Raw genomic sequence first — 26,285 nt, forward strand, 5'->3', positions numbered from 1 at the left:
GTACCGTTCGACGCCTCAGGTGCGCCGAAGGGTACGTTCGCCCGCCGGGGTCAGAGCTTCGTGGACCGCAGTTCGTGGCCCTTGGACGTCTTGCAGCGCCCCGATTCGAGGTCCCACTGCCAGCCGTGCAGGTTGCAGGTGAGGTTGGTGCCGTCGACGACGCCGAACTTCGACAGGTCGGCCTTCAGGTGCGGGCAGCGGCGCTGGATCTCGTACCCGCCGAGTTCGATCGACGCGGAGTCGTCGTGGGCTTCGGCGAACCAGCCGTCGGCGTAGGCGATGCGCTCGTCGGTGAGGCACTTGAAGAACGTGTAGAGGAATTCGTTGTATCCGCCGACGCGCCACGCCTCGAAGCGGGTGGACAGGAAGATGGTGTTCACCCAGTCGGGCTCGTCGTCGCGTAGCACCGTGCGCACCAGTTCGGGGGCGATGCGGAAGCCGTACCGGTACTTTCCGTCCTTCTCGCCGCGGGGGCGGACGGTGCGCTGCGGGAAGTCGAGGACGACGGTCTCGTCGCCCATCACCAGGCCGACGGGGTAGCCGATGCCGTCGCAGATCAGGTCGGACTGCTTCATGATCGGCTCGAACTTCGCCTTGAGCGCCTCGAGGAGCGGCTCACCCTCGGCGGGGGCCCACGTGGCCTTCTCGGCAGCGAGGACCGGCGCCATGCGCTTCGCCATGTCCTCGATGTACGCGGCCTTGTCGGAGAAGATCTTGTCGACCTCGGCGTCCGGGATCGGGTGCGTGAGCGTCAGCTCGCCGCCCTTCAGGTCCGCGGTCGACCCCGGGATCATCAGGACGCCGCCGTCGTTGCCGTGGATCCGCATCTGCTCGAGGAACGTGATCTGGTCGGGGAAGATGTTGCCCTCGTCACCCCGGTCGTCGTTCAGGTAGCGCAGTGCGTCGTCGAGGAACACCGGCGGTCCGGCGGACGGCACCACCCACGTGGCCGCGACCTGCTCGATGTAGCTGCGGCAGCGGTCCATGCCGCGCTGACGCTTCTGCTTGCCGAAGTTGGCCTTCGTCTTGGTGGGGATGTCGTAGACCATCGGGTACCAGATGGCGCCCGAGTACTGCAGCAGATGGATGTCGATCTTGCCGAACTCGTCGTGTAGAACGTCCATGTCGACGGGGCGTGCGTCGTTCATGTTGAAACACGTGGTCTCGCCGTCGGACACCACGAGACCCGAGTCGCCGATCGGACCGTCCGCGGGGGCGCGCAGCGCGATGATCATGATGTCGAGGTCACCCTTGGGGCCGGTGACCTTGTGTTTGACCGAATCCTCGGTCTCGAAGAACTTGTGGAAGCCCAGCGCCTCGAGTTCACGCCTGAGGTCCGGCACCGGGTAGTCGGGGAGCAGCACCGTCGCGTCCTTGTTGACGTGCTTGCTCAGGTTCTCCGGATCGAAGTGGTCCTTGTGCAGGTGCGACACGTACAGGTAGTCGCAGTTGCCCAGGGCGTCCCAGTCGAGCTGGGTGTTGTCCGGGAACGGGAACCAGGACCCGAAGTACGCGGGGTTCACCCAGGGGTCGCACAGGATCGAGCCTGCCTCGGTCTGGATATGGAATCCGGCGTGTCCGACGCTGGTGACCTGCACTGGTATGCCTCCTGGGAGCTGAGCGACTGTTCCAGAGTAGGCGTTCCCCCCAGGTGAGTGGCAATGCGCGCTCCAGCACACCATGCCACTCACGTGCGGTCAGGTCACTTCGCCCAGGCAGTAGCCGTCGGGGCCGATGGACAGCGTGACCTGCCTTGTGTTCGTCACACCGGACACGTCGGTGACCGGAACGGACACTTCCAGGTAGTCGCCGCGGACCGGGGTGGCGGTCATCGCGTCGGCGGCGAACGCCGTGGTCCCGGCCAGGACGTCGGGGTCGAGCTGGAGTGGCGGCCGGCCCCCGTTGCCGGTGCCGGACGGGTCCCAGGGGCTGAATCCGGGGCAGATCAGCGGGTAGGCGGCTTCGGTGTCCGCCCTGTTCACCGGCGCGCCCGACTCCCGCGACAGGAAACGGGTGACGGCGTACTCGGCGTCGGCGGGGGTGTAGAAGTCGACGGTCCCGGCGGGGTGGACGTGCGGGCAGGCGTAGCCGGAGGCGATCTCGCTGCGTTTGACGGACACCGTGGTGCCGCCGCCGGTCCACGAGACCGTGAACTGTCCGTCGACGCCGGGCCCGGCGAGCGCCCCGAGGATCGCGGACGTGTCGGCATACTGGCCGGCGGCCTGGGCGGGCGGCAGCGTCCAGCACTTCGCGGGGACGGTGCCGGGCCGGGTGACAAGGTCGGTGGCCCAGGCGCGGACGGCGTCGACCGCTGCGGGGTTGCCGGGCACCTCGCCGACGATCACCTGAGGCACCGGGGCGGGCGGCACGGTGGTCGTGGGCTCGGCCGCGGACGTCGGCGCGGAAACGGTGTCGGCCGGAGGCTCCTCCGTCGGGATGCCGGACTGCGAATCGCACGCCACCCCCGCGCCGAGGATCACCGCGACGACCGGCGCGATGAGCGCCCTCCTGCCCCTGCCAGCCATCTCCAGCGCGCCCTTTCTCTCAACTCCCAACCGAATGTCCGTCCCCGACGGCGGGCCAGATCGCGGATACCCGGCTACGCTAGCCGATTGTGGAACCCGTCTACCGAACCGTCATCGGCATCGCCCGCACCGTATTCGCCCTCGAGGGGCTGAAGTTCACGGTCGAGGGCGATCAGCACATTCCGTCGACGGGTGGGGCGGTGATCGCGATCAATCACACCGGCTACATGGACTTCACCTACGCCGGACTTCCGGCCCGCAGGGTAAAGCGGTACGTCCGCTTCATGGCGAAGAAGGAAGTGTTCGACAACAAGATCTCGGGCCCGATCATGCGCGCGCTCAAGCACATTCCGGTCGACCGGGCCGCCGGCGCGGATTCGTACAAGGCGGCCGTCGACTTCCTGCGCCGCGGCGAACTGGTGGGCGTCTACCCGGAGGCCACCATCAGCCGGAGCTTCGAGATCAAGGAATTCAAATCGGGTGCCGCGCGCATGGCGATCGAGGCGAATGTGCCGATCATCCCGGTGGTCATCTGGGGTGCGCAGCGGGTGTGGACCAAGGGGTTCCCGAAGCGGCTGGGCCGCACGAACACTCCCATCTCGATCGCCGTCGGCGAGCCGATCCAGCCGTTCGAACCCGCATCCGAGCTGACCGCGAAGCTGCACGCCACGATGACGACGATGCTCGCCGACCTCCAGCAGGGCTACGACCACCCGGCGGGCGAGTACTGGGTGCCCGCGCGCCTCGGGGGCAGTGCGCCGACGCTCGACGAAGCGAACAAGATGGACGCCGCCGACGCCGAGGCGAAGGCGCAGTCCCGTCGGGCCCGGGAGACCGGCAGCTAGAGAAGGTGGCGGTGGAGCCTGTCTACGCGGCTGTCGAGGCGACGGCCAAGGCGTTGTCCCTGTTCCAGGGGTTGAGGATGACGCGAGTCGGCCTGGACAACATCCCCACCGAGGGTGGTGCGGTACTCGCGGTCAATCACACCGGCTACCTGGATTTCGTCCAACTGGCACTGGCGGTCGGTGCGGTGGACCGCAAACTGCGGCTCATGGCCAAGGCCGAACTCGCGAACAACAGGGTGATGGCGTTCCTGATGCGTGGGTGCGGGGTCATCCCGGTCGACCGGACCGCAGGCGCGGGCGCGTACCTCGCTGCGGTGGAGCGGCTGCGCGAGGGCGAACTGGTGGGTGTATACCCGGAGGCGACCATCAGCCGGAGCTTCGAGATCAAGGAACTGAAGTCCGGTGCGGCGCGCATGGCGATCGACGCCCGGGTGCCGCTCGTGCCCGTCATCGTGTGGGGAGCCCAGCGGATAGCGACGAAGGGCAGACCGAGACAACTTGGGCGGCATCGGTTCCCGGTCACCGTCGAGGTCGGCAGGCCGATCGAGCCGCGGGAACCGGCGGAGGCCCTCACCGCGACCCTGCACACGGAGATGGACGCGATCCTGCGCCGGGTGCAGGACGGCTTCGACCATCCGGCGGGCGCGTACTGGGTGCCCCGGCGACTCGGCGGCAGCGCGCCGACCATCGAGGAGGCCACCGAGATGGACCGCCGCGAAGCCGAGGAACGGCGGGCCCGGTAACGGCCGCCCGGTGGCGCCGCAGACTCGGCAGGCAGAATGGCTGGGTGAGCCCAGACCGACCGAGCCTTGTAGCGTCCGATGTCGACGGCACCCTGATCGGGGAAGACGAGCGCATCAGTGCCCGCACCCGCGACGCCGTCGCGTCGGTGGTCGCGTCGGGAACCCCCTTCGTGCTGGCCACCGGCCGGCCCCCGCGCTGGATCCATCCCGTCGTCGAGGGCCTCGGCTACGCGCCGCTCGCCGTCTGCGCGAACGGCGCCGTCATCTACGACAGCGACAGCGACCGCGTGCTCAGCGCCGCGACCCTCGACGTCGACACCCTCACGTGGCTGTCGGAGATCGCGCTCCGCGTGCTGCCCGGCGCCGGGCTCGCGGCCGAGCGTGTCGGGGTCAGCGCCCACGACGCCGCGACACCGCAGTTCGTGAGCTCTCCCGGTTACCAGCACGCCTGGCTCAACCCCGACAACACCGAGATGTCCGAGAACGAGGTCGTCGCGGCTCCCGCGGTGAAGCTGCTGATCCGGGTGCCGGAAATGTCCAGTCAGGCGATGGTCGACGCGCTGGCTCCGCGCATCGGTCGCCGGGCGGATGTCACGTTCTCCACCGACAACGGGCTGATCGAACTGTCGGCGTCGGGAATCACGAAGGCGTCGGGTCTCGCGCTGGTGGCGGAACGGCTCGGCGTGACGGCGTCGCACATCGTGGCCTTCGGTGACATGCCCAACGACATTCCGATGCTGAACCTCGCGGGCCGGGGTGTCGCCGTCGAGAACGCGCACCCCGACGCCAAGGCCGCCGCCGACGAGGTGACGGCCACCAACTGGGACGACGGGGTCGCGAAAGTGCTCGAGCGCTGGTGGTCCTGAGACCACCAGCGCCCGAGAGGGTGAAACCCGATCAGCCGGCCGGAACCGGTGCCGGCTCGACGGGAGCGGGTGCGGGAGCCGGTTCGGGTGCCGGAGCCGGTGCCGGAGCCGGCTCTACCGGGGCCGGCGGAACCTGCGCCGGATCCGCCGGCGGTGCGACGGGGGCCGCGGCATCGACCGGGGCACCGTTCTTGTAGGCCTCCGCGTACGTGTCGTTGTAGGTCTTCAGCACCTTGGTGACGATGCCGGTGATCTCGTTGAAGATCAGAGAACCGTTCTCGAAGTCGGTGCGCAGACCGCCCGGGATCGGGTACTCGTCACTGGTCGGCAGGCCCAGTTCGCCGTTGTCGGCTCCGAGGTTCTGCCACGTCTTGAAGATCTGGCCGAGGACCGCCCACACACCGCCGTTGGGTGAGGTGAAGATGGCGCCGTTGGCGAACTGTGCGCCCGAGTTACCGGCCTTGGCCTGCAGCAGTCCGGTGAGGGCCTGGCCGAGCCGGCCGGTGTCGCCGCCTTCCGCCACCCACTTCTGGGCGACCGGCGACGGGTCGGTGAGCCGCAGCAGCTCGTTGACCAGGGCGGGGATTCCGGCGCCGAGACTGGCGCTGGCGTCCGTGCCGGGTCCGCCGGACGGCGCCGGAGCCTCACCCGCGGGTGCGTCCGAGGCCAACGAGGCGTTGCCGCCGCCGAGGCTGGCCGCCGCGATCTGCCGGATCTCGTCCATGTGTGAGTACGCCGCGTCTCCCGGGCAGGACGTGTTGCCGACGTCGCGGTGCGCGAAGATCACTGGAAGATCGACAGCCTCACCCTCCGCGTAGGGAGTGAATTCGGTGCCCTCGGAGTACATCGTCGTCTCACCGAGTGGGTCGAGTCCGGCCTTGCCGAGCTTCCAGCCCAGGAACTTGCCGACGGCGTCGAGGGTAGCCTGCGGCGGATCCTCGGACGAGAAGTCACCCATCATCGCGACTCCGGTGGTGTTCTCGTTGAACCCGCCGGCGTGCGCGCCCTGGACCGGACGGTCGAGACCGCCTGCGCGACCCTCGAAGATCTGGCCGTACTTGTCGACCAGTGCGTTGTATCCGATGTCGCACCAGCCCAGCGTCTGCGCGTGGTAGGCGTAGATCGCGCGGACGATCTCCGCCGATTCGGCCTTCGAGTAGTCGTTGGCCCCCGCGGTGTGGTGCACGGTGGCACCGCCGATGAAGTCGTCGTAGTCGGGGTCCTGGCACCGGATGGACTCGTCGGCACCCCACTGCTGGCGGCTGATGACCTTGGGGCCGCCGCTGTCGAGCGGGCTCGCGATGTCGCCGAGCGTCGCGTCGCCGGGGCCGCTGCCCGGTTCGATGAGGACGGCCGTGACGTCGTCGGCGCCGGCGCGTGCCGGCTGCTGCCGCAACGGCGTGTTGACGGCGGCGGGGGTGTAACCGAGCGGTGCGGCACCTCCGGCGGCGGGTGCCGGTGCGGGAGCGGGGGCTTCGGGTGCCGGTGCGGGAGCGGGAACTGCAGCGGGTGCACCGGCCGCAGCGGGCGTCGAGGTGGGCGTCAGGATCTGGATCGCCTTCGTCAGCCCGACGTAGACGGGTTCGGTGGCGACCTTGCCGTCCGACGCCGTCTTGTCCGTGCGCCGCGTGTCGATCATGTCGGGGGACACCCACTGTCCCCACGTTCCGTCGGCCTGCAGCGCGCGGACCTTCGACTCCGCGGACGCGAGGGTCTCGGAGGTGAGAGCCACCATGCTGAACGGGGTGTCGCGGGACAGTTCCTTGACGATCGCGCCGGGCTGCTGATCGGCCGGGGGCAGGATCGCGGGGTCGGAGACGTCGCCCGGGGCGGGGAGTTTCAGCGGGATCTGCAGGTTCGGGATCTGGATTCCGCCGGGGAGCTGCACATTGCTGGGGATGTGGAGGTACGGCGGGATCTTCAGGTTCCGCAGGTCGCCGATGTTGACGTCGGGCAGGTTCAGCCCGGTCAGTTCCTTCAGCGGAATCACGATGTCCGGGATCTGCGACAGCACGACCTGCGCGATCTCGGTGGACACTGCGGAGTTGGAGGTTTCGTTCGTGGATTTGACGTCGGAGGGTGCGCTACTGATGCCGTAGACCGCAACGGGACTTGCGACAGCCAGAGCGGCGACAGCCCCGAGGACAATCGAGGGCTTCGGTCGACGGTGCGGCAAGGGGGACTCTCCTCAGTTGTAGTTTCCTGCGAGCGACCTCGCGTGTCTGCAACTCGTGATGCTCGTGTGACTGAAGAGACTGTTGTTGCTAACTCCAACCACTCTTGCCACACTAGTCACACAGGTCCATAACGCTCAACCTTACATTGAGACTTTATCCCGAATTTCTCGGACCCGCTGAGACGAGGTGCACGCCCCGTCTCGGCGCTCGTTGTTCAGCGATGAGGAGTGCAGTGATGGCGAAGACCGAATTCGGGGTTCGTGCAGGTAGACCTGCCTGGACCCGCAGGAGGCGGTACATCGCGGGCCCTCCCACCCCGCGCGGATTCAGGGCCAAGCTTCTGCGCGCGTCGGCGCTCGGCATCGCACCCGTCCTCGTCATCGGCGCCGTCACCGGCGTCGTCGTGCAACTGCGCTCCTCCGGCCAGGACGTCCGGGAAACCGTCGCCTCCGACACGCCGTTCACGCTCTCCGGGCACGGCAACGGCCACGGCCGCGGGATGGGCCAGTGGGGCGCCTACGGATACGCGAAGGATCAGGGGTGGGCGGCCGAGCGCATCCTCGGCCACTACTACGGCGGCACCACGCTCGGGACCCTCGCCGACGCACAGATCAGCGTCCGGCTGCAGGCACGTGACGATCAGCCGCTCGACGTCTACTCGGACGCCGGCGCCGTCGTCGCCGGCAAACCCGTCGGACCGGGGGAGGCCGTCCACCTCACGCCGACCGCCGACGGCGGCGCCAACGTCGTGGTCACCCGCGGATGTGCCGGCGAGGTCCTGTGGCAGGACGCCACCGACCACCCGTGGGTGGACCCGGTCGACCTCGCCCCGGACCGTCCCGCCAACGAGCACCTCAAGCTGTGCGCCGGTGACACCCCCTACCGCGGCGCCCTCGGGGTCGCGCTCGACGGTGCCGCCGTGCGCACCGTCAACGTCCTCGACATGGACGACTACCTCCTCGGTGTCGTGCCCGCCGAGGCGAAGGCCGGCTGGGCCGACACCGGTGGGGCCGAAGCGCTTCGGGCGCAGGCCGTCGCGGCCCGCTCCTACGCCGCCGCCGAGAACCGGGAAGAGTGGGCGAAGACCTGCGACACCCAGAGCTGCCAGGTGTACGGGGGTTCTGCGAAGGAAGACCCGCGGACCACCGACGCCGTCCGTTCCACCAAGGGCATGATCCTGACGAAGGACAACAAGCCCGTCGCCGCCGAATTCTCGTCGTCCACAGGCGGATACACCGCGGGCGGCGAGTTCCCGGCCGTCGAGGACCAGGGCGACACCGTGTCACCGAACCACGACTGGACGGTGACCCTCACCGCGGGCGACATCGCGTCCGCATTCAACGTCGGAGACCTCGAATCGTTCGAGGTGGTCACCCGCAACAACTTCGGGGTCGACGGCGGGCGCGTCACCGGTGTGAAGGTGGTCGGATCGTCGGGCACGGCCGAGGCGACGGGCGCCGAGGCGCGGTCGAAGCTGAAGCTCAAGTCCGACTGGTTCACGGTCGGTGAGGGGCTCGGCGTCCCCGCGCCCCCCGCCGCTCCCGAACCCGAGTCCACCCTCGCGTCCGCGGGTGAGGACGAGGACACCGTCGGCACCACCGAGGGTTCGCCGATCGCCGAGAAGTACAAGGAACTCGGCGGCGTCAACAGCACGCTGGGAGCGCCGATCGGTCCCGAGTTGATGCTGCCGTCGGAGGCGGGGAAGTTCCGGATGTACACCAACGGAACCATCATCTGGACCAAGAAGCTGGGTGCACAGGTGATCGACGCCAGCGTGCTGCGCGAGTGGTTACCGACGGGCGGCAGTTAGGCCGGGCAGCGAGGACCGGTTCCCTCGAGCACCGCGAGCATCCCGTCGACGGACTCGCCCCAGCCGAAGTCCTCGGCCCGCCTGCGCGCCGACGCCCGGCGCGTACGCGAGGGGATCGCGAGAATGCCGCTGACCGCTTCGGCGAACGCGGGACCGCGGTCCCGGGCCAGGGCGCCGCAGCCGGGTGTGATGATCTCGGCGAGCGCCGACGACTGTGACGCGACCACCGGGGTCCCCGCCGCCAGCGACTCGAGCGCCGACAGGCAGAACGTCTCGTGCGGTCCGGGCGCCAGCGACACGTCCGCCGACGCGAACAGCGACGCCAGGCGGCCCTTGTCGCTGATGAACCCGGTGAAGTGCACGGGGAGCCCCCGGGCCCGGTACTGCAGCGCCTCGCGCCGCGGACCGTCCCCGGCGATGACCAGCCGGGCGTCGTGACCCTGCCGCCGCAACAGCCGGACGGCGTCGATGCTCCGTTCCACCTGCTTCTCCACCGACAGCCGGCCGCAGTGCAGAAGGAAACGCTGCGCCGGGTCGGCGAACGAGTCGCGCATCACCTGGTCGTGTTTGCCGGGGTGGAACATCGTCAGGTCCACACCGAGCGGCACGCGGTGCAGGTTGGGAGCCCCGATGCGGGTGAACTCCTCGCTCGCGAAGTCCGTCGTGCAGACGACGGCGTCGTAGTTGCGGGCCATCCGGCGGTTCGCGACATCGGCCCAGCCGCGGGCCACGCGGCGCGGAGCGACTTGGCCGAGCAGCCGGTCGAGGCGTTCGTGTGAGACGACCACACTGCGCACCCCGCGGGCGCGGGCCCAGCCCCCGAAACCGCGCAGTGTGAGCCGGTCGGACACCTCCAGGACGTCGGGTCGCAGACCGCTGACCACGTCGGCCACCCGCCGCGGATTGACCACGCGATAACCCCCGGTCGCGGGGATGGTGGGAGCCGACCGGGTGATCCGCAGGACCCCGCTCGGCAGCAGCTCCTCGCAGTCGCGCTGACCTGGGACGACGAGGATCACCTCGTGTCCGCGTTCGACGTAGCCCTGACCCCAGTTGTGGAGGGCAGTGCGGAGCCCACCGGACCGCGGTCCGTAGAAGTTCGCCAGCTGGACGATGCGCACCCGCTCATCAAGCGCGATCGCCGCGTCGGCGGGAACAACGAGGTCTGCAGAACCGGTGAATACAGGGAGAACTCCTCGTGCGTGCCGAGGGGGTGCTTGCCCCCCTTGGCCGCGCACGGGCGGCGGAGTCGCTTACCCTGGTTCATCGTGACCGCTGCAACCCCAGAGACAACCGCCCCTGGCCGGTACGACCTCATCGTCGTCGGCTCCGGATTTTTCGGACTGACCGTCGCCGAGCGTGCAGCAACACAGCTGGGTAAGCGTGTGCTGGTGCTCGACCGTCGTCATCACCTGGGCGGAAACGCCTATTCGGAGGCCGAGCCCGAGACCGGCATCGAGATCCACAAGTACGGTGCGCACCTGTTCCACACCTCGAACAAGAGGGTGTGGGACTACGTCACCCAGTTCACCGAATTCACGAACTACCAGCACCGGGTGTTCGCGCTGCACAAGGGGCAGGCGTACCAGTTCCCGATGGGGCTGGGCCTGGTGTCGCAGTTCTTCGGGCGCTACTTCACCCCGGACGAGGCGCGGAAGCTGATCGCCGAGCAGTCCAGCGAGATCGACTCCGCATCTGCGTCAAACCTGGAGGAGAAGGCGATCTCCCTGATCGGGCGGCCGCTGTACGAGGCGTTCGTGCGCGACTACACCGCCAAACAGTGGCAGACGGACCCCAAGAACCTGCCCGCGGGCAACATCACCCGCCTGCCGGTGCGGTACACGTTCGACAACCGCTACTTCAACGACACGTACGAGGGCCTGCCCGTCGACGGCTACACCGCGTGGCTCGAGAACATGGCGAAGGACCCGAAGATCGAGGTCCGGCTCGAGACCGACTGGTTCGACGTCCGCGACGACCTCCGCGCCGAGAGCCCCGACGCCCCCGTCGTCTACACCGGCCCCCTCGACCGCTACTTCGACTACTCCGAGGGCGAGCTGGGCTGGCGCACCCTCGACTTCGAGACCGAGGTGCTGGAGACCGGTGACTTCCAGGGAACCCCGGTCATGAACTACAACGACGCCGACGTGCCCTTCACCCGGATCCACGAGTTCCGCCACTTCCACCCGGAGCGGGACTACCCGAAGGACAAGACGGTCATCATGCGGGAGTTCTCGCGGTTCGCGGAGAGCAAGGACGAGCCGTACTACCCGATCAACACCCCAGACGACCGCGCGATGCTCGCCGCCTACCGCGACCGCGCGAAGGAGGAGATGGCGTCGAACAAGGTTCTGTTCGGTGGCCGCCTCGGCACCTACCAGTACCTGGACATGCACATGGCGATCGCCAGCGCGCTGTCGATGTTCGACAACTCCCTGCGTCCGCACTTCGAATCCGGTGCGGCCCTCGTGGGGGATGCCGAATGAGCGCCCGACATCTGCTCGAATCCGAGAAGGTCACCGAGGACGCCCCGTTACTCGGCAAGTCGCTGCTGCAGCGGGTGATCCTGCCGCGCGCCGGTGAGCCGCTCGACGTCCGCACCCTCTACCTGGAGGAGGCGAAGACCAACAGCCGCCGCGCGCATTCGCTGTCGCGCACCTCGCTGTCGGTCGGCGCCGAGGCGGAGGCGTCGTTCTGCACCTACTTCAACGCGTTCCCGGCCAGCTACTGGCGGCGGTGGAGCACCCTGAACTCGGTGGTGCTGCGTCTCGAGCTGTCGGGGCACTGCCGCATCGACGTGTACCGCTCGAAGGCCGACTCGTCGCGGATCCACGTCGAGGGCCGCGAGTTCCAGGACGGTGACGCCGCGCTGGAGTTCGAGATCGAACTCGCCCCGTTCGAGGACGGCGGCTGGATCTGGTTTGACATCACCACCGACACCGAGGTCGTCCTGGAGAGCGCCGGCTGGTACGCACCGGTCGACGCCCCCGGTGAGGCCACCGTCGCCGTCGGCATCCCCACGTTCAACCGGCCCACCGACTGCGTCAAGGCATTGACGGCGCTGGCGTCCGACGAACTCGTCATGGACGTCGTCAAGGCCGTCATCATCCCGGACCAGGGCACCCGCAAGGTCAAGGACGAACCCGGCTTCACAGAGGCCGCCGAAGCGCTCGGCGACCGGCTGGCCATCCACGACCAGGCGAATCTCGGCGGGTCCGGCGGCTACAGCCGGATCATGTACGAGGCGCTGAAGACCACCGACTGCCAGCACATCCTGTTCATGGACGACGACATCGAGATCGAGCCCGACTCGATCCTGCGCGCGCTGGCGATGTCGCGGTTCGCGAAGACGCCGATGCTCGTCGGCGGGCAGATGCTGAACCTCCAGGAGCGCAGTCACCTGCACTCGATGGGCGAGGTCGTCGACCGGTCCATCTTCATGTGGACGGCCGCCCCGAACGTCGAGTACGACCACGACTTCTCCCGCTACCCGCTCAGCGACCGCGAGAACTCGCGTCTGCTGCACCGCCGGATCGACGTCGACTACAACGGCTGGTGGATGTGCATGATCCCACGGCAGGCCGCCGAGGAACTCGGTCAGCCACTGCCGCTGTTCATCAAATGGGACGACGCCGAATACGGCCTGCGTGCCCGCGATGCCGGTTACCCGACCGTCACCATGCCCGGCGCCGCGATCTGGCACATGGCGTGGAGCGACAAGGACGACGCCATCGACTGGCAGGCGTACTTCCACCTGCGGAACCGGCTCGTCGTCGCGTCCCTGCACATGCCGGGCAACGGCCGCGGCCTCGTGATCAACACGGTCAAGGCCACGATCAAGCACCTGCTGTGCCTCGAATACTCGACCGTCGCGATCCAGAACCAGGCCATCGCCGACTTCCTGCAGGGCCCCGAGCACATCTTCGAACTGCTCCCCACCGCGCTCGGCAACGTCCACGCGATGCGCAAGGAGTACCCGGACGCGGTGGTCCTGCCGTCGTCGACGAGCCTGCCGCTGCCCTCGGGTGAGGAAGTCGGTGCGGTCGGCCTGCCCACGAACCCGCTCGCGAAGATCGTGCGCCTCGGCAAGGGCCTGATCCACAACGTCAAGCCCGCGCACGAGCAGCACCACGAGCGTCCCCAGCTCAACGTGCCCACCATCGACGCGCGGTGGTTCCTGCTGTCCCAGGTGGACGGCGTCACCGTCACCACCGCGGACGGGCGGGGAGTCGTCTACCGCAAGCGCAACCCCAAGCTGGCGCTCGCGCTGCTGAAGGAAGCGATCCGGCTGCGCCGCGAACTGGCCCAGCGGTTCCCCGAACTCAAGCGCGAGTACCAGGACGCCGTTCCTGCCCTGACCAGCAAGGAGAGGTGGGAACGTGTCTTCGGCATCAAGTGAGGTCCAGATCCTGCAGGCCGTCCAGTCGACCATCGCGAGCCGTCCCGGCGTCGTCTCGACGGCACGGGGTATGTCCCATTTCGGTGAGCACGCCCTCGGGTGGGTGGCCGTTGCCGGCATCGGCGCGGCACTCGACAAGCCTCGTCGCCGGCAATGGGCGGGAGTCGCGGTGGGTGCCGTCGGCGCCCACGCCGCGTCGATCGTGATCAAACGCATCGTCCGCCGCCCCCGGCCGAACGACCCGTCGATCCAGGTCAACGTGTCGACGCCCAGCAAATTGAGCTTCCCGTCGTCGCACGCGACGTCCACGACAGCAGCTGCCGTGCTGCTCGGCCGCCTCACCGGGCTACCCTTGCCTGCGTTGTTGGTACCGCCGATGCTGCTCTCCCGGCTCGTTCTGGGAGTGCACTACCCGACCGATGTGCTCGCCGGATCTGCCCTGGGGGCCGCCTCTGCGGTCGCGGTGCTGAAGGCCGAGCAGAAGTTTGGAGAGAAATGAGCGAGGAACCGGCCGTCGTCACCGGACCCCCGACATCCCTGGCGGCAGGCATCGTCAAGGCCGTTCGCCCGCGTCAGTGGGTCAAGAACGTCCTGGTCCTCGCAGCTCCCGTCGCCGCGGGCACGGCGACGGAATCCGACGTCCTGCTTCCCGTCGCACTCGCCTTCGTGGTGTTCTGCATGGCAGCGTCCGGCATCTACCTCGTCAACGACGCGATGGATGTCGAGGCCGACCGCGCGCACCCCACCAAGCGATTCCGCCCCATCGCGGCCGGTGTGCTGCCCGTCAACCTGGCCTACGGCATGGCGGTCGTGCTGCTCGGTGCGTCGATCGCCCTGTCGTTCCTCGCCAATTGGCAGCTGGCGGTGGTGATGGCCGTCTACATCGGCATCCAGCTCGCGTACTGCTTCGGTCTCAAACACCAGGCCGTCCTCGACATCTGCATCGTCTCGTCCGGGTTCCTGCTGCGCGCCATCGCAGGCGGTGTCGCCGCCGAGATCGCACTGTCGCAATGGTTCCTGCTGGTCATGGCATTCGGTTCGCTGTTCATGGCGGCCGGTAAGCGGTACGCCGAACTGCAGCTCGCCGAGCGCACCGGCGCGAAGATCCGCAAGTCCCTCGAGAACTACACCACGACGTACCTGCGTTTCGTCTGGACGCTCAGCGCCACCGCGGTCGTGCTCTGCTACGGACTGTGGGCGTTCCAGCAGGACGACCTGAAGGCCACCAACTGGTACGCCATCTCCATGGTGCCGTTCACCATCGCGATCCTGCGTTACGCCGTGGACGTCGACGGCGGCGAGGCGGGGGAGCCCGAGGAGATTGCGCTGGGCGACCGCGTGCTCCAACTCCTCGCGATTGCCTGGATCGGAGTGGTGGGTGTCGCTGTCTACCTCGTCTGACTTGGTAGGAGGCGCCGAGGACTCGGACGCCGCCGCGGAGCGGACCACCGAACGCCACCGGAAGGCCATCCTCTCGAGGGTGGTCTTCCTCGGGGGTGTGGCCGTCTCGGCTCTCCTGATGTTCTGGGGTGCCTGGGAACGGCGATGGATTGCCGACGACGGCCTGATCGTGCTGCGCACGGTCCGTAACCTCCTCGCAGGCAACGGTCCCGTCTTCAACTCGGGCGAGCGTGTCGAGGCCAACACCAGCACTGCGTGGACGTACATCGTCTACGCGTTCAGCTGGTTCTCCCAGGCCCGGCTCGAATACGTCGTCCTGACGATCGCGCTGATCCTGTCCACGGCGGCGATCGTGCTCGCCATGTTCGGCACCGCGCGCCTGTACCGCGGTGGGTCCTTCGCCGGCGGCGGCACGCTGTTCCTGATGCCCGCCGGTGTGCTCGTCTACATCGCGGTGCCCCCGGCCCGCGACTTCGCGACGTCGGGTCTCGAAAGCTGCCTCGTCATCTTCTGGATCGCGCTGCTCTGGCTGCTGCTGGTCCGATGGAGTCAGGCGACCACCCCGTCCACCACTTCGGTGCTCGTGCTCTCGTTCGTCGCGGGCATGGGGCCCCTCGTGCGCCCCGAACTGGCGATCCTGGGTGTGCTGTCGCTGGCCATGATCTTCCTCGCGCCCGGTCTCACCTGGGGGGTGCGTGTGGCGATGGTGTTCGTAGCCGGCATCGTTCCGGTGGGCTACCAGATCTGGCGCATGGGCTACTACGCCCTCCCGTACCCCAACACCGCGGTGTCGAAGGACGCCGGCGGCGCCAAGTGGTCGCAGGGTTTCGCCTACCTCTGGAATCTGCTCGGCCCGTACCTCCTGTGGCTGCCGCTGGTCTTCCTTTTCGCCGGCGCCGTGATCGCCTGGCGGGGCCGGGACAAGTCCATCGGAGATGGTGTTCGTCACACCGAGGGGAATCGGCTGACGCGCCTGCGCGGATGGCTGCGGACGCAGAATGCCGTCGTCGTCTTCATTCTCGCGAGCGGGCTGATCCTCGGTCTGTACTCGTTGCGCGTCGGCGGCGACTTCATGCACGGCCGCGTTCTTCTCCCCGTTCTGTTCTGTTTCATCGTTCCCGTCGCCGTAATTCCGGTGCGAATTCCGGACCGGGCCGCGTGGGGGCGTAATAGGGAATCGTCGATTTTCCTCGCAATGGCTTCGCTGTGGGTCGGCACCGTCGTGTGGGCATTTTTCGCGTCGAACACGACGGGAATGCCGGAGGGTGTCGTTATCGGACGGTCCGGAATTGTCGACGAACGCGCCTTCTACGTTCTCAACACCGGTCATGCGCACCCGATTCGCGCGGACGATTATCTGGACTACCCGCGGATGCGCGCCATGGTCCAGACCATCTCGGACACCCCCGACGGCGGCCTGCTCATCCCGTCCGCCGATTACACGTACTGGTTCGTCGTTCCTCCGCCCCTTCCGATCCCGGACGGCGGCGCAGGCCACACCGTGTACTTCCTGAACCTCGGCATGACGAGCATGAACGTCGGCCTCGACGTGCGGGTGCTGGACCAGATGGGTCTCGCCTACCCGCTTGCGGCGCACACCGAGCGGTTGGATGACGGCCGTATCGGGCACGACAAGGCCCTCTACCCCGACTGGGTCGTGGTGGACACGGGAATGATCGACAAGCACCCGTGGATGCCCGGATTCCTCGACGAGGAATGGGTGACCGAGGCGCGGGTCGCGCTCACGTGCCCCGAGACACAGGACCTGCTGACGTCGTACCGGTCCGAACTGACGTGGCCGCGATTCAAGCAGAATTTCAAGGATGCGCTGCATTTCGCAAGTTATCGATTCGAGCGAGTGCCCGCATATGAAATTCAGCGGTGCAATCTCGAGCCACCGTTCCCGGAACCGGCCAAATAGGGCGAACCGGGCGGTGCGTGTGTCACCGGGGCGTCCCGGGCAGATCTCGATGTCGGAACATCAGATCTCGTTTGTGTAACGCTGGAACTGTCGGCGACGATGTACGTCGATGATGAGTCATCGGTGACGGTGGTCTGGAAGTTCCCTGAAAAACGCTCCGTGAGCGTTTGTCAGGGAAGTTCGTGTGACATACAGTCCACCAAGCGCAGTGTGACTTGGAAGAGGTCCGCTGCCGACCCGGTTTCAACGCCCGGGCCGGCAGGTCGCCTGTTCCCCGACGGAATCCGCCGGAGCCGCCCAGTGGCGGAGTCCGCAGACGAAGAGAGTGAGCAGTATTCATGCGTTTTGCCAGACCGAGGTTGTCTCAGCGCCTCAAGCAGCGTGCGATGGCCATCGGTGCCGTCGCACTGGTACTGCCTGTGGGCGCAGGAATCGCTGGTGGAGCCGTCGCCGCAGCAGCACCGACGCACGCGGGTCCCGCCAAGACCGCGCCGGCCGGTGGCTACGAGGAACTGTGGGTTCCCTCTTCCATGGGACCGATCAAGGTCCAGGTCCAGTGGGCAGCCCGCGGCGGTAGCGCCGCGCTGTACCTGCTCGACGGACTGCGCGCCCGCAACGACCGCAACGCGTGGAGCTTCGAGACCAACGCGTTCGACCAGTACCGCAACGACAACGTGACCCTGGTCATGCCCGTCGGTGGCGAGTCCAGCTTCTACTCCGACTGGTACTCGGCGAGCAACTTCAACGGTCAGCCCGTCACGTACAAGTGGGAGACGTTCCTGACCAAGGAACTGCCCGACTTCCTCGCCAACTACGGCGTCTCGCGCACCAACAACGCCGTCCTCGGCCTGTCGATGGGTGGCAGTGCCGCCCTGACCCTCGCCGCGTACCACCGCGACCAGTTCAAGTTCGCCGGTTCGCTGTCCGGTTACCTGAACATCTCGGCTCCCGGCATGCGTGAGGCGATCCGCGTCGCGATGATCGACGCCGGCCGCTACAACGTCGACGCGATGTGGGGCCCGCCGTGGAACCCGGCGTGGCTGCGTAACGACCCGTTCGTGTTCGCCCCGCGCCTGAACGGTCTGTCGATGTTCATCTCGGCTGCCAGCGGTCTGCCCGGCGAGTTCGACCACCCGCGCGCTCCGATCGACTACTACAACACCGCGAACGGCATGGGCCTCGAGGCTCTCGCCCTGGCCAACACCCGCGCCTTCCAGGTGCGTCTGGCCACCCTCGGTGTCCCGGCCACCTTCGACTTCCCCGCCAACGGCACGCACTCGTGGCCGTACTGGGGTGCCGAGCTGTGGAAGGCCCGCGGCCAGATTCTGGACACACTGGGCGCCTGGTGATCTGACACCACTCCCGTGACGAATGCCGCCCCGCCGATCCGGCGGGGCGGCACTCGTGCGCTCCGGGGTGCCCGCGCCCCGGCCGGGTACGTGAGGGAAAACCCAGGATTCCCTTCCCCGGGAGTGCACAACGGAACGTTTTGTCAGTAAGGTGATCCCGTCGAGACGCCACCCGCGCAGCGAGCGCTGCGCGGGTGGCGTCTGTACGTGAGATTTTCACGAGAGTTATCGAGAGGTTGCCGCGGCCGCGGCGCGAGACGGATCAAGCGGAGGGAAGACGAGTTCATGCGAGTTGGGGGTTCGACGAGAACAAGCGGATGGGCCAGGCGTACCGCCGCCGCAATTGCTCTGGCGGTCGCACTGCCACTGGGCGTGACCATGGTGGGCGGCGGCGCAACGGCATCCGCAGCCTTCGACCCCGCCGCACAGGACTTCTGGGTCGATTCCGCCATGGGACCGATCAAGAGCCGCATCTGGCGTGCCGCCGACGGCAACACCAACCGGGTCGTCTACCTGCTCGACGGTCTGCGCGCGCAGGACGACCTGAGCGGCTGGGAGGTCAACACCGACGCGGGCCCGTTCCTCGCCTCGCAGAACATCAACGTCGTCCAGCCGGTCGGCGGGCAGTCCAGCTTCTACTCCGACTGGATTTCGAACTCGAACCTCAACGGCCAGAAGACGCCGTACAAGTGGGAGACGTTCCTCACTCAGGAACTGCGCGACGCACTGGCGAACCGCCTCGGGTTCCAGTCCACCCGTAACGGCGTCATCGGCCTGTCGATGGGTGGCAGCGCCGCCCTGACCCTCGCTGCCTACCACCCCGAGCAGTTCAACTACGCGGGCTCGCTGTCCGGTTACCTGAACATCTCGGCTCCCGGCATGCGTGAGGCGATCCGCATCGCGATGCTCGACGCCGGCCGCTACAACGTCGACGCGATGTGGGGCCCGCCGTGGAACCCGGCGTGGCTGCGCAACGACCCGTTCGTGTTCGCGAACAAGCTTCGCGACAACAACACCCGCCTGTGGGTGTCGGCGGCCAACGGCATCCCCGCCCCCGGCGGAGCCGCACCGACCGGATTCATGGACGTCTTCAACGCCAGCACCGGTGCGAGCCTCGAGGCACTGTCGCTGGCGAACACCCGTGCCTTCCAGGTCAAGATGGCGACCCTCGGCGCGAAGAACGTCACCTACAGCTTCCCGCCCCGCGGCATCCACACGTGGCGTTACTGGCAGCAGCAGATCCACGATCTGGCCGGCGACCTCGGCAACACGATCGGGTAGCTCGGAAGTAACAATTGCACCAGCTGTAACAGCGCGGCACTCCCACTCGTCTGTCGTTTGCGTGTAGAAAGAACCGGAACGCGAGGCCGTGCTCCGTGTTGGCCTCGACGCGCAGAGAGAGAGTGAACGTCATGCGAGTAGGCCTGTTCAAGGCAGAACGTCAGCGTTCGTCGGCCGGAAATGTTCGAAGGCGGACGCTGGCCTCGCTTGCCGCTGTGCTCGTGGTGCCGGTGGCGGTCGGGTTCGCCCAGACCGCCACCGTCTCGGCTGCGCCCGTCGCCGCACAGGCTCCGGTGGCCACGCAGGCCCCGGGCGCCGCGACGATCCATCACGTCGACTGGCTCACCGACCGTCGCGTGGCGATCTGGATCAACTCTCCGTCGATGGGTGTGCCCATCCAGGTGCAGATGCTGCTTGCACGGGACTGGAACTCGAAGCCCACCGAGAAGTTCCCGTCCGTCTACATGCTCGACGGTCTCCGCGCGCAGGACAACGAGAACGGCTGGACGCTCGAGACCGACGCCGAATCGTTCTTCGCCGACAAGAACATCAACGTCGTCCTCCCGGTCGGCGGCCAGTCCAGCTTCTACTCCGACTGGGTGGCCCAGGACAACGGTCAGAACTACCAGTGGGAGACGTTCCTCACGAAGGAACTGCCCCCGATCCTCGAAAGCGACTGGCGCACCACGCAGACACGCGGCGTCATCGGACTCTCGATGGGCGGCACGTCCGCGATGTTCCTCGCGGCTCGCAACCAGGGATTCTTCAAATTCGCCGCGTCGCTGTCGGGCATGCTCACCACCACCGCGCTCGGCATGCCGCAGGCCGTTGCGTACGCGATGAGCGACGCGGGCGGATTCGACGCGGACGCGATGTGGGGTCCCCCGACCAGCGCGGCGTGGGAGGAACACGACCCCTACCTGCTGGCCGACAAGCTCAAGGGCGTCAGCCTGTACATCTCCAGCGGTAGCGGAACCACGGGCCCGTACGACCAGCCGTCCGGAATCCCCGGCGTCAGCACCAATTACGCGGGTATGGGCCTTGAGATCCTGTCGCGGCTCACGTCCCAGACCTTCGCGACCAAGCTGAACAAGCTGGGCATCCCGGCCCAGGTCAACTACCGGCCGTCCGGCACGCACTCGTGGCCGTACTGGCAGTTCGAGCTCCACCAGCTGTGGCCGCAGCTCGCCAGCGCCGTCGACGTCGAACCCGACAAGCCGGTATGCGCCACAGGCGGTTCCATCGCCGGGGTGGCCGGCGCGAACCCGTGGATCGGCGACTGCCTCACCCCCGAGTACAGCCTCGCTGGCGGCACGGTCCAGGACTTCCGCAACGGCCGGATCTTCGCCAAGTCCGACACCGGCGCGCAGCCGGTGGCCGGCGCCATCGGCGGCGTCTACCAGGCGACCGGTGGTCCGGGTGGGCCGCTCGGCTACCCGACGACGCCCGAACTGGCCACCCCCGACGGTCGCGGTCGCTTCAACCACTTCGAGCGCGGGTCCGTGTACTGGTCGCCGCAGACCGGGGCACACGCCGTTCGCGGCGCGATCCGCGACGAGTGGGCACGTCAGGGCTGGGAAGCCGGACCGCTCGGATACCCGGTGGCCGAGGAAGTTCCCACGCCCGGCAAGGACGGCGCGGTGCAGGGCTTCGAGATCGGCGCCATGTACTTCAGTCCGGCGAACGGCACCCACCGCGTGCAGGGAATGATCATGGGCAAGTACGCCGAACTCGGTTACGAGGGCGGGTGGCTCGGATTCCCGAAGACCAGCGAGATCGCGGTCAAGGACGGCGGCCGGTTCAACCAGTTCGAGGGCGGCAACATCTACTGGAGCCCGCTGTCGGGTGCGTGGGCCGTGGAGAACGGACCGATCTTCGACGCCTGGAAGAGCGCCGGCTACGAGGGTGGCCGACTCGGCTTCCCGATCAGCGACAAATTCGCCATCCCCGGCGGAGTTCAGCAGAACTTCCAGACCGGTTACGTCACAGTGATCGACAACAAGGCCGAGATTCACTGATGGCCGGACCGCACTAGAAATCTCACGCGCAGCGGGCGGGGCCGGGTCCGGCGGACCAGGCTTCCGCCCGATCTGCGTCTGTACCCTGTCGAGAGACAACGACTTGGAAAGCAAGGACGGAAATAGATGCCGCAGCACTCACGTATCAGCACCACCTTCCGACGGGCGATCGCCGTAGGCGCGCTCGCCGTCGCAGCAAGCGGATTGTTGGTCGGGTGCGGCAGCGACGATTCCACGGCGACGTCGAACCCGTCCACCAGCGCCGCGACGTCGGCTGCGGCGTCCAGTTCCGCCGAGAGTTCGGCGTCCGCCGCGCCCAGCGCGAGCGCCTCGGCTTCGGCCTCCGCGCCGGTGACGAGCCCGGGTGAGGCGGCGACCGCGCCGCCGCAGCAGCCCGAGGAAGTTCCGGGTGATTTTCCCGGCCCCGCCGAGGTCCCGGTCAGCGCCGAAGGCCAGAAGTTCCTCGACGCGCTGAAGAGCAAGGGCATCGAGCCGGCCGCTGACGGCACCATGGCCGTGAGCACCGCCGACTTCATCTGCCAGGCCAAGGCCGAAGGCAAGAGCGACGCCGAAGCGATGGTGTTCGTCACAGCGATGGTCGGCACCGAGGCGTCGGCTGCGGGTCAGGAACTGACCCAGGAGCAGGCGACGGCCAACGCCCAGACCTACATGGATGTCGCCCACGCGACCTACTGCAAGTAGACGCCGATGTCGTTGACCGGAACGCGGAAGAAGAAGAGCAGCCTCCTGCGCAAGCTGATGGTGCTGATCGTGATCCTGCTGGTGATTCTCGTCGCAGTGATCGCGCTCTGGTATCTCCTCGCAGGGCGGCTGCCCAAGCCGATCCCGACCCCGCCCGGTCCCGAGCGTCCCAACGCCCAGCCGGCCAGCTGTCCCGACGTCCAGGTGGTGGTCGTCCCGGGCACGTGGGAGTCCAGCGCCGCCGACGACCCGTACAACCCGACGGCCAACCCGGCGTCGCTGATGCTCAACGTGTCGCGGCCGCTGCAGGAGCAGTTCGAGCCGTCGCGCGCCGACGTGTACACGGTTCCGTACGTCGCACAGTTCTCCAACCCGGTCGCCTTCCCGCCGGACGGGCAGCAGTCGTACAACAACAGCCGCGGCGCGGGCACGGCCGCCACCAACGACATCCTGATCCGTCGTCACGCCGAGTGCCCGCTGACCAGCTTCCTGCTCACCGGCTTCTCGCAGGGCGCGGTCATCGCCGGCGACGTCGCGTCGAGTATCGGCGCAGGTGACGGTCCTGTTCCGGCGGATCTCGTACTGGGTGTCGGGCTCATCGCCGACGGTCGCCGCGACCCGGCCGCCGCCACGAATATCGGGCAGCCGGTCGCCGGTGTCGGAGCCGAACTGTCGCTGGCCGGTCTGCAGATCCCGGGAATCACGATGACCGGTCCCCGCCCCGGCGGTTTCGGTGATCTCACCGACCGGGCGGTCGAGATCTGCGCCCCGTCGGACGGAATCTGCGACGCCCCGGCGCAGGCGTTGAAACCGAGCAACTGGATCGGAAGCGGTCTGCGTCTGCTCGAGTACAACAACAACCCCGTCCACGCGATGTACAACTCGTACGTCGTCGACGACTCCGGCACGACGGCCACGCAGTGGATCGCCGGATGGGCTGCCGAGAAGATCGAGGCCGCCCCGACCCCGGCACACAGTTGATTTTGTGGCGGATGGGTTCACCGTGGTCGGTGAGCCGTGAAACGTCCCAAACAGATAGGCGAGACGCGTACTGGCCGGTAGTGTGCGTTTCTCGGCACCGGTAGAGTGCTGCACTGTTGCGGCATCACCGGTGCCCGACCCCACCGATGTTCACGTCCTGAAACGCGGGCGTTTCACCACAGGAGAAGCTATTCATGAGTTCCGACGCCAGCTCGTTGCGTAAGTTCCGATTCGCAGCAGGCGGAGAGGGCAACGCGGACGAGGGCGGCGCGCGTCGGTTCGTCAAGCTTGCGCAGAAGGCCGAGGAACTCGGGTTCGACAGCTTCATGATCCCCGACCACCTGGGGAACCAGGTGGGACCGATCGCCGCTCTCGGTGCACTCGCGATCGCCACGGACAAGATCCGGCTCGGCACCGCCGTCCTGGCCAACGGCTTCCGGCACCCGGCGATCCTCGCCAAGGACGCCGCCACCATCGACGTCCTGTCGGGTGGCCGCCTCGAACTCGGCATCGGCGCCGGCTGGATGAAGGAAGAGTTCGACAAGGGCGGCATCGACTACGAGCGCCCGGGCGTCCGGATCGCCAAGCTCGAGGAAACCCTGCAGATCCTCGACGTGCTGCTGCGCGGCCAGGAGTGCAACTTCGACGGCAAGTACTACCAGATCAAGGGCCTGACCGGCAGCCCGCGACCGCGGCAGGGCCCGCGTCCCCCGATCGCCGTCGGCGGCGGCGGCCCCAAGATGCTGGCGCTCGCGGCCAAGTACGCCGACATCATCTCCGTGGCGACGCCGACCAGCAAGGAAGGCAAGCTCCTGCTCTCGGGTGTCACGCTCGAGAAGACGATGGAGCGCGTCGACCGGATCCGGGAAGCTGCCGGTGACCGGTTCGACGACATCGAACTGAACTGGACGATCACCACCATCGTCATCACCGACGACCGTGAGCAGACCGCCGAGATGGCGCTGGCCGCACTCGATCAGGGCTTCCCGCCGAACATCGAGGTCGACACCAAGCTGTCCGTCGAAGACATCCTGAGCTCGCCGTATCTCGCGATCGGAAGCTTCGAGGAGATCGCCGATCAGATACGTATGGTGCGAGAAAAGACGACAATGTCTTACGTCGGTGTGTTCCCCACACAGATGGATGCGTTCGCGCCGATCATCTCGCAACTGAAGGGCGAGTAGACGCAGCGTACCGAGGGCGGCGATGCCAATCTGTAACATATCGATGGTTTGGAATCGATGAACTTATTCGGGTGAGTGGCGTGTTACGTCGTTCCCCACGAGTTGTACAAGATCCGATTCGGCGAAGGAAGTCTGGGGCGCAGTCATGCCGGTGGCATGCCTGTGTGATCGCTTCGGAGGAGATGGAATGAACGCGAAGTTCGATGATTTTATCGACGAGAAGGGCCATATCAGGCTCGACTCGGGAAGCACGCTGGTCGACTACGTCCAGCGGCACACCCGGGAGAACTCGGACGAGCTGGCATACCGCTACATCGACTATTCGCGGGACAGAGACGGCGAAGCACAGGAGCTGACCTGGGAACAGTTCGGCCACCGCCTGCGCGCCGTCGCGGCTCGCCTCCAGCAGGTCACCAAGCCCGGCGACCGTGTCGCAGTCCTGGCGCCGCAGGGTCTCGACTACGTCATCTCCTTCTTCGCCGCCATCCACGCCGGAACGATTTCGGTGCCGCTGTTCGACCCCGACGAACCCGGCCATACCGACCGTCTGCACGCCGTCCTCAGTGACTGCACGCCTGCCGCCATCCTCACGGCCACCTCCTCCGCCGCGGGTGTTCGACAGTTCTTCCGGTCCCTCCCCGCCGCCCAGCGCCCCCGCATCATCGCCGTCGACGCCATCCCCGACAGCGTCGGCGAGTCCTGGGTGCGCCCCGAGATCGATCTCGACGACATCGCGTACCTGCAGTACACGTCCGGTTCCACCCGTGTGCCCGCCGGTGTGGAGATCACGCACCGCGCCGTCGGCACCAACGCGCTGCAGATGGTCGACTCCATCGAGCTCAACGAGAACTCGCGCGGCGTCACGTGGCTGCCGCTGTTCCACGACATGGGTCTGCTGACCGTCATCCTGCCCGCCCTGGGCGGCAAGTACATCACCATCATGAGCCCGCGCGCGTTCGTGCAGCGGCCGTACCGGTGGATCAAGGAACTGGCAGCGGTCTCCGACGGTGCGGGCACGTTCGCGGCCGCACCCAACTTCGCGTTCGAGCACGCGGCCGCCCGCGGTCTGCCGAAGAACGGTGAGAGCCTCGATCTGAGCAACGTGATCGGTCTCATCAACGGCAGCGAGCCGGTCACCACGTCGTCGATGCGCAAGTTCAACGAGGCGTTCGCGCCGTACGGCCTGCCGAAGACGGCGATCAAGCCCTCGTACGGCATGGCCGAGGCCACCCTGTTCGTGTCGTCCACCCGGCACTCGGACGAGGCCCGCGTCATCTACGTCGACCGCGACGAGCTCAACGCCGGTCGTGTCGTGAAGGTGGACCAGGACGCCGAGAACGCCATCCCGCAGGTGTCCTGCGGCTACGTCGCGCGCAGCCAGTGGGCCGCCATCGTCGACCCGGAGTCGCGGATCGAGCAGCCCGACGACCGGGTCGGAGAGATCTGGCTGCACGGCGAGAACATCGGCATCGGCTACTGGGGTCGCACCGACGAGACCGCCGAGACCTTCCAAAACAAGCTGACCAACCGGCTCGCGGAGGGCAGCCACGCGGAGGGCACGCCCGAGGACGCCAACTGGATGCGGACCGGCGACTACGGCGTCTACATCGACGGCGAGCTGTTCATCACGGGCCGCGTCAAGGACCTCGTGATCGTCGACGGCCGCAACCACTACCCGCAGGACCTCGAGTACTCGGCGCAGGAGGCGAGCACCGCGCTCCGCCCCGGCTTCGTCGCCGCGTTCGCGGTCCCGGCCAACCAGCTGCCCGCCGTCGTGTTCGAGAACACACATTCGGGTCTGAACTACGACGCGGGCGACTCCTCCGAGCAGCTCGTGATCGTCGCCGAGCGTGCACCGGGTGCGGGCAAGGCCGACCCCCAGCCGATCGCCGACACGGTGCGGGCGGCGTTGTCGAGCAGGCACGGGGTCACCGCGCGCGACATCCTGCTGGTGCCCGCGGGCTCGATTCCTCGTACGTCGAGCGGCAAGATCGCCCGCCGCGCGTGCAAGGCGAGCTACATCGAAGGCACCCTGCGCGGCGGATACACGCAGACGGCCTTCCCCGATAGCGTTTCCGAATAG

The 26,285-nt window shown here is 67.5% G+C and carries 20 protein-coding genes; 16 read left to right on the top strand and 4 right to left on the bottom strand.

Annotated elements, in window-relative coordinates; all coding sequences use genetic code 11:
- Nucleotides 1–50 precede the first annotated feature (50 nt).
- Together RHA1_RS19660 and RHA1_RS19665 are read right to left on the bottom strand one after the other, a co-directional pair.
- Complete coding sequence (locus tag RHA1_RS19660; RefSeq protein WP_009477122.1) at nt 51–1,598, bottom strand: Rieske 2Fe-2S domain-containing protein; 1,548 nt, start codon at nt 1,596–1,598, stop codon at nt 51–53.
- Nucleotides 1,599–1,697: 99 nt separating this feature from the next.
- On the bottom strand, nt 1,698–2,525 hold the full coding sequence (locus RHA1_RS19665) for a hypothetical protein (RefSeq protein WP_011596553.1): 828 nt from the start codon (nt 2,523–2,525) through the stop codon (nt 1,698–1,700).
- Between the two features lie 89 nt (nt 2,526–2,614).
- Here RHA1_RS19665 and RHA1_RS19670 point away from each other — a divergent pair, with 89 nt between their 5' ends.
- The 3 genes from RHA1_RS19670 to RHA1_RS19680 are packed head-to-tail and all read left to right on the top strand — an operon-like array spanning nt 2,615 to nt 4,979.
- Nucleotides 2,615–3,370, top strand: a complete 756-nt coding sequence (locus tag RHA1_RS19670; protein ID WP_009477124.1) for a lysophospholipid acyltransferase family protein — start codon at nt 2,615–2,617, stop codon at nt 3,368–3,370.
- 11 nt (nt 3,371–3,381) lie between these two features.
- Entirely contained in the window at nt 3,382–4,113 is a 732-nt protein-coding gene (locus RHA1_RS19675) for a lysophospholipid acyltransferase family protein (protein ID WP_016884415.1), read from the top strand.
- A gap of 44 nt (nt 4,114–4,157) precedes the next feature.
- On the top strand, nt 4,158–4,979 hold the full coding sequence (locus RHA1_RS19680; RefSeq protein WP_011596555.1) for a Cof-type HAD-IIB family hydrolase: 822 nt from the start codon (nt 4,158–4,160) through the stop codon (nt 4,977–4,979).
- Nucleotides 4,980–5,010: 31 nt separating this feature from the next.
- Here RHA1_RS19680 and RHA1_RS19685 read toward each other — a convergent pair whose 3' ends face one another.
- The gene (locus RHA1_RS19685) at nt 5,011–7,155 is read right to left on the bottom strand and encodes an N-acetylmuramoyl-L-alanine amidase (protein WP_011596556.1); all 2,145 of its coding nucleotides are present in this window, start codon (nt 7,153–7,155) and stop codon (nt 5,011–5,013) included.
- 236 nt (nt 7,156–7,391) lie between these two features.
- Between RHA1_RS19685 and RHA1_RS19690 the strand changes: the two genes are divergently transcribed.
- Nucleotides 7,392–8,966: a SpoIID/LytB domain-containing protein gene (locus tag RHA1_RS19690; RefSeq protein ID WP_011596557.1), complete on the top strand. Its 1,575-nt coding sequence runs from the start codon at nt 7,392–7,394 to the stop codon at nt 8,964–8,966.
- Here RHA1_RS19690 and RHA1_RS19695 read toward each other — a convergent pair.
- A complete protein-coding gene (locus RHA1_RS19695; RefSeq protein WP_011596558.1) occupies nt 8,963–10,087 on the bottom strand; it encodes a glycosyltransferase in 1,125 nt (374 codons plus the stop codon). The genes RHA1_RS19690 and RHA1_RS19695 overlap by 4 nt on opposite strands.
- Before the next feature lie 147 nt (nt 10,088–10,234).
- Between RHA1_RS19695 and glf the strand changes: the two genes are divergently transcribed.
- The 12 genes from glf to fadD32 all read left to right on the top strand — a co-directional run bounded on the left by glf (nt 10,235) and on the right by fadD32 (nt 26,285).
- Nucleotides 10,235–11,452, top strand: coding sequence for a UDP-galactopyranose mutase (gene glf / locus RHA1_RS19700; RefSeq protein WP_005248845.1), 1,218 nt, complete (start codon nt 10,235–10,237; stop codon nt 11,450–11,452).
- Nucleotides 11,449–13,365: a glycosyltransferase gene (locus tag RHA1_RS19705; protein ID WP_011596559.1), complete on the top strand. Its 1,917-nt coding sequence runs from the start codon at nt 11,449–11,451 to the stop codon at nt 13,363–13,365. The genes glf and RHA1_RS19705 overlap by 4 nt, the downstream gene beginning before the upstream one ends.
- Nucleotides 13,346–13,864 (top strand): phosphatase PAP2 family protein, encoded by a 519-nt coding sequence (locus RHA1_RS19710; protein WP_009477133.1) that lies wholly within the window; start codon nt 13,346–13,348, stop codon nt 13,862–13,864. The genes RHA1_RS19705 and RHA1_RS19710 overlap by 20 nt, the downstream gene beginning before the upstream one ends.
- A complete protein-coding gene (locus RHA1_RS19715; RefSeq protein WP_009477134.1) occupies nt 13,861–14,766 on the top strand; it encodes a decaprenyl-phosphate phosphoribosyltransferase in 906 nt (301 codons plus the stop codon). The genes RHA1_RS19710 and RHA1_RS19715 overlap by 4 nt, the downstream gene beginning before the upstream one ends.
- A gap of 1 nt (nt 14,767) precedes the next feature.
- The gene (locus RHA1_RS19720) at nt 14,768–16,687 is read left to right on the top strand and encodes an arabinofuranosyltransferase AftB family protein (protein WP_011596560.1); all 1,920 of its coding nucleotides are present in this window, start codon (nt 14,768–14,770) and stop codon (nt 16,685–16,687) included.
- A gap of 338 nt (nt 16,688–17,025) precedes the next feature.
- The gene (locus RHA1_RS19725) at nt 17,026–18,036 is read left to right on the top strand and encodes an alpha/beta hydrolase (RefSeq protein ID WP_009477136.1); all 1,011 of its coding nucleotides are present in this window, start codon (nt 17,026–17,028) and stop codon (nt 18,034–18,036) included.
- Nucleotides 18,037–18,321: 285 nt separating this feature from the next.
- Nucleotides 18,322–19,317, top strand: coding sequence for an alpha/beta hydrolase (locus tag RHA1_RS19730; RefSeq protein ID WP_009477137.1), 996 nt, complete (start codon nt 18,322–18,324; stop codon nt 19,315–19,317).
- A 131-nt stretch (nt 19,318–19,448) separates the two neighbouring features.
- Nucleotides 19,449–21,335, top strand: a complete 1,887-nt coding sequence (locus tag RHA1_RS19735) for an alpha/beta hydrolase-fold protein (RefSeq protein ID WP_050787506.1) — start codon at nt 19,449–19,451, stop codon at nt 21,333–21,335.
- A gap of 126 nt (nt 21,336–21,461) precedes the next feature.
- Nucleotides 21,462–22,037 carry a DUF732 domain-containing protein gene (locus RHA1_RS19740; RefSeq protein ID WP_005260437.1) on the top strand — a complete coding sequence of 192 codons (576 nt, stop codon included), beginning with the start codon at nt 21,462–21,464 and terminating at the stop codon, nt 22,035–22,037.
- 6 nt (nt 22,038–22,043) lie between these two features.
- A complete protein-coding gene (locus tag RHA1_RS19745; RefSeq protein WP_009477139.1) occupies nt 22,044–23,018 on the top strand; it encodes a cutinase family protein in 975 nt (324 codons plus the stop codon).
- A 194-nt stretch (nt 23,019–23,212) separates the two neighbouring features.
- The gene (locus RHA1_RS19750) at nt 23,213–24,202 is read left to right on the top strand and encodes an LLM class F420-dependent oxidoreductase (RefSeq protein WP_009477140.1); all 990 of its coding nucleotides are present in this window, start codon (nt 23,213–23,215) and stop codon (nt 24,200–24,202) included.
- 187 nt (nt 24,203–24,389) lie between these two features.
- Nucleotides 24,390–26,285, top strand: a complete 1,896-nt coding sequence (gene fadD32, locus RHA1_RS19755) for a long-chain-fatty-acid--AMP ligase FadD32 (RefSeq protein WP_050787337.1) — start codon at nt 24,390–24,392, stop codon at nt 26,283–26,285.

The organism is Rhodococcus jostii RHA1 (genome assembly GCF_000014565.1).
GTDB lineage: Bacteria > Actinomycetota > Actinomycetes > Mycobacteriales > Mycobacteriaceae > Rhodococcus_F > Rhodococcus_F jostii_A.

Coding starts and splice junctions, on each gene's coding strand:
- RHA1_RS19750 (WP_009477140.1), top strand. CDS start 23,213: ATGAGTTCCGACGCCAGCTCGTTGCGTAAGTTCCGATTCGCAGCAGGC.
- RHA1_RS19715 (WP_009477134.1), top strand. CDS start 13,861: ATGAGCGAGGAACCGGCCGTCGTCACCGGACCCCCGACATCCCTGGCG.
- RHA1_RS19735 (WP_050787506.1), top strand. CDS start 19,449: ATGCGAGTAGGCCTGTTCAAGGCAGAACGTCAGCGTTCGTCGGCCGGA.
- RHA1_RS19730 (WP_009477137.1), top strand. CDS start 18,322: ATGCGAGTTGGGGGTTCGACGAGAACAAGCGGATGGGCCAGGCGTACC.
- RHA1_RS19690 (WP_011596557.1), top strand. CDS start 7,392: ATGGCGAAGACCGAATTCGGGGTTCGTGCAGGTAGACCTGCCTGGACC.
- RHA1_RS19745 (WP_009477139.1), top strand. CDS start 22,044: ATGTCGTTGACCGGAACGCGGAAGAAGAAGAGCAGCCTCCTGCGCAAG.
- RHA1_RS19705 (WP_011596559.1), top strand. CDS start 11,449: ATGAGCGCCCGACATCTGCTCGAATCCGAGAAGGTCACCGAGGACGCC.
- RHA1_RS19665 (WP_011596553.1), bottom strand. CDS start 2,525: ATGGCTGGCAGGGGCAGGAGGGCGCTCATCGCGCCGGTCGTCGCGGTG.
- RHA1_RS19740 (WP_005260437.1), top strand. CDS start 21,462: ATGCCGCAGCACTCACGTATCAGCACCACCTTCCGACGGGCGATCGCC.
- RHA1_RS19725 (WP_009477136.1), top strand. CDS start 17,026: ATGCGTTTTGCCAGACCGAGGTTGTCTCAGCGCCTCAAGCAGCGTGCG.
- fadD32 (WP_050787337.1), top strand. CDS start 24,390: ATGAACGCGAAGTTCGATGATTTTATCGACGAGAAGGGCCATATCAGG.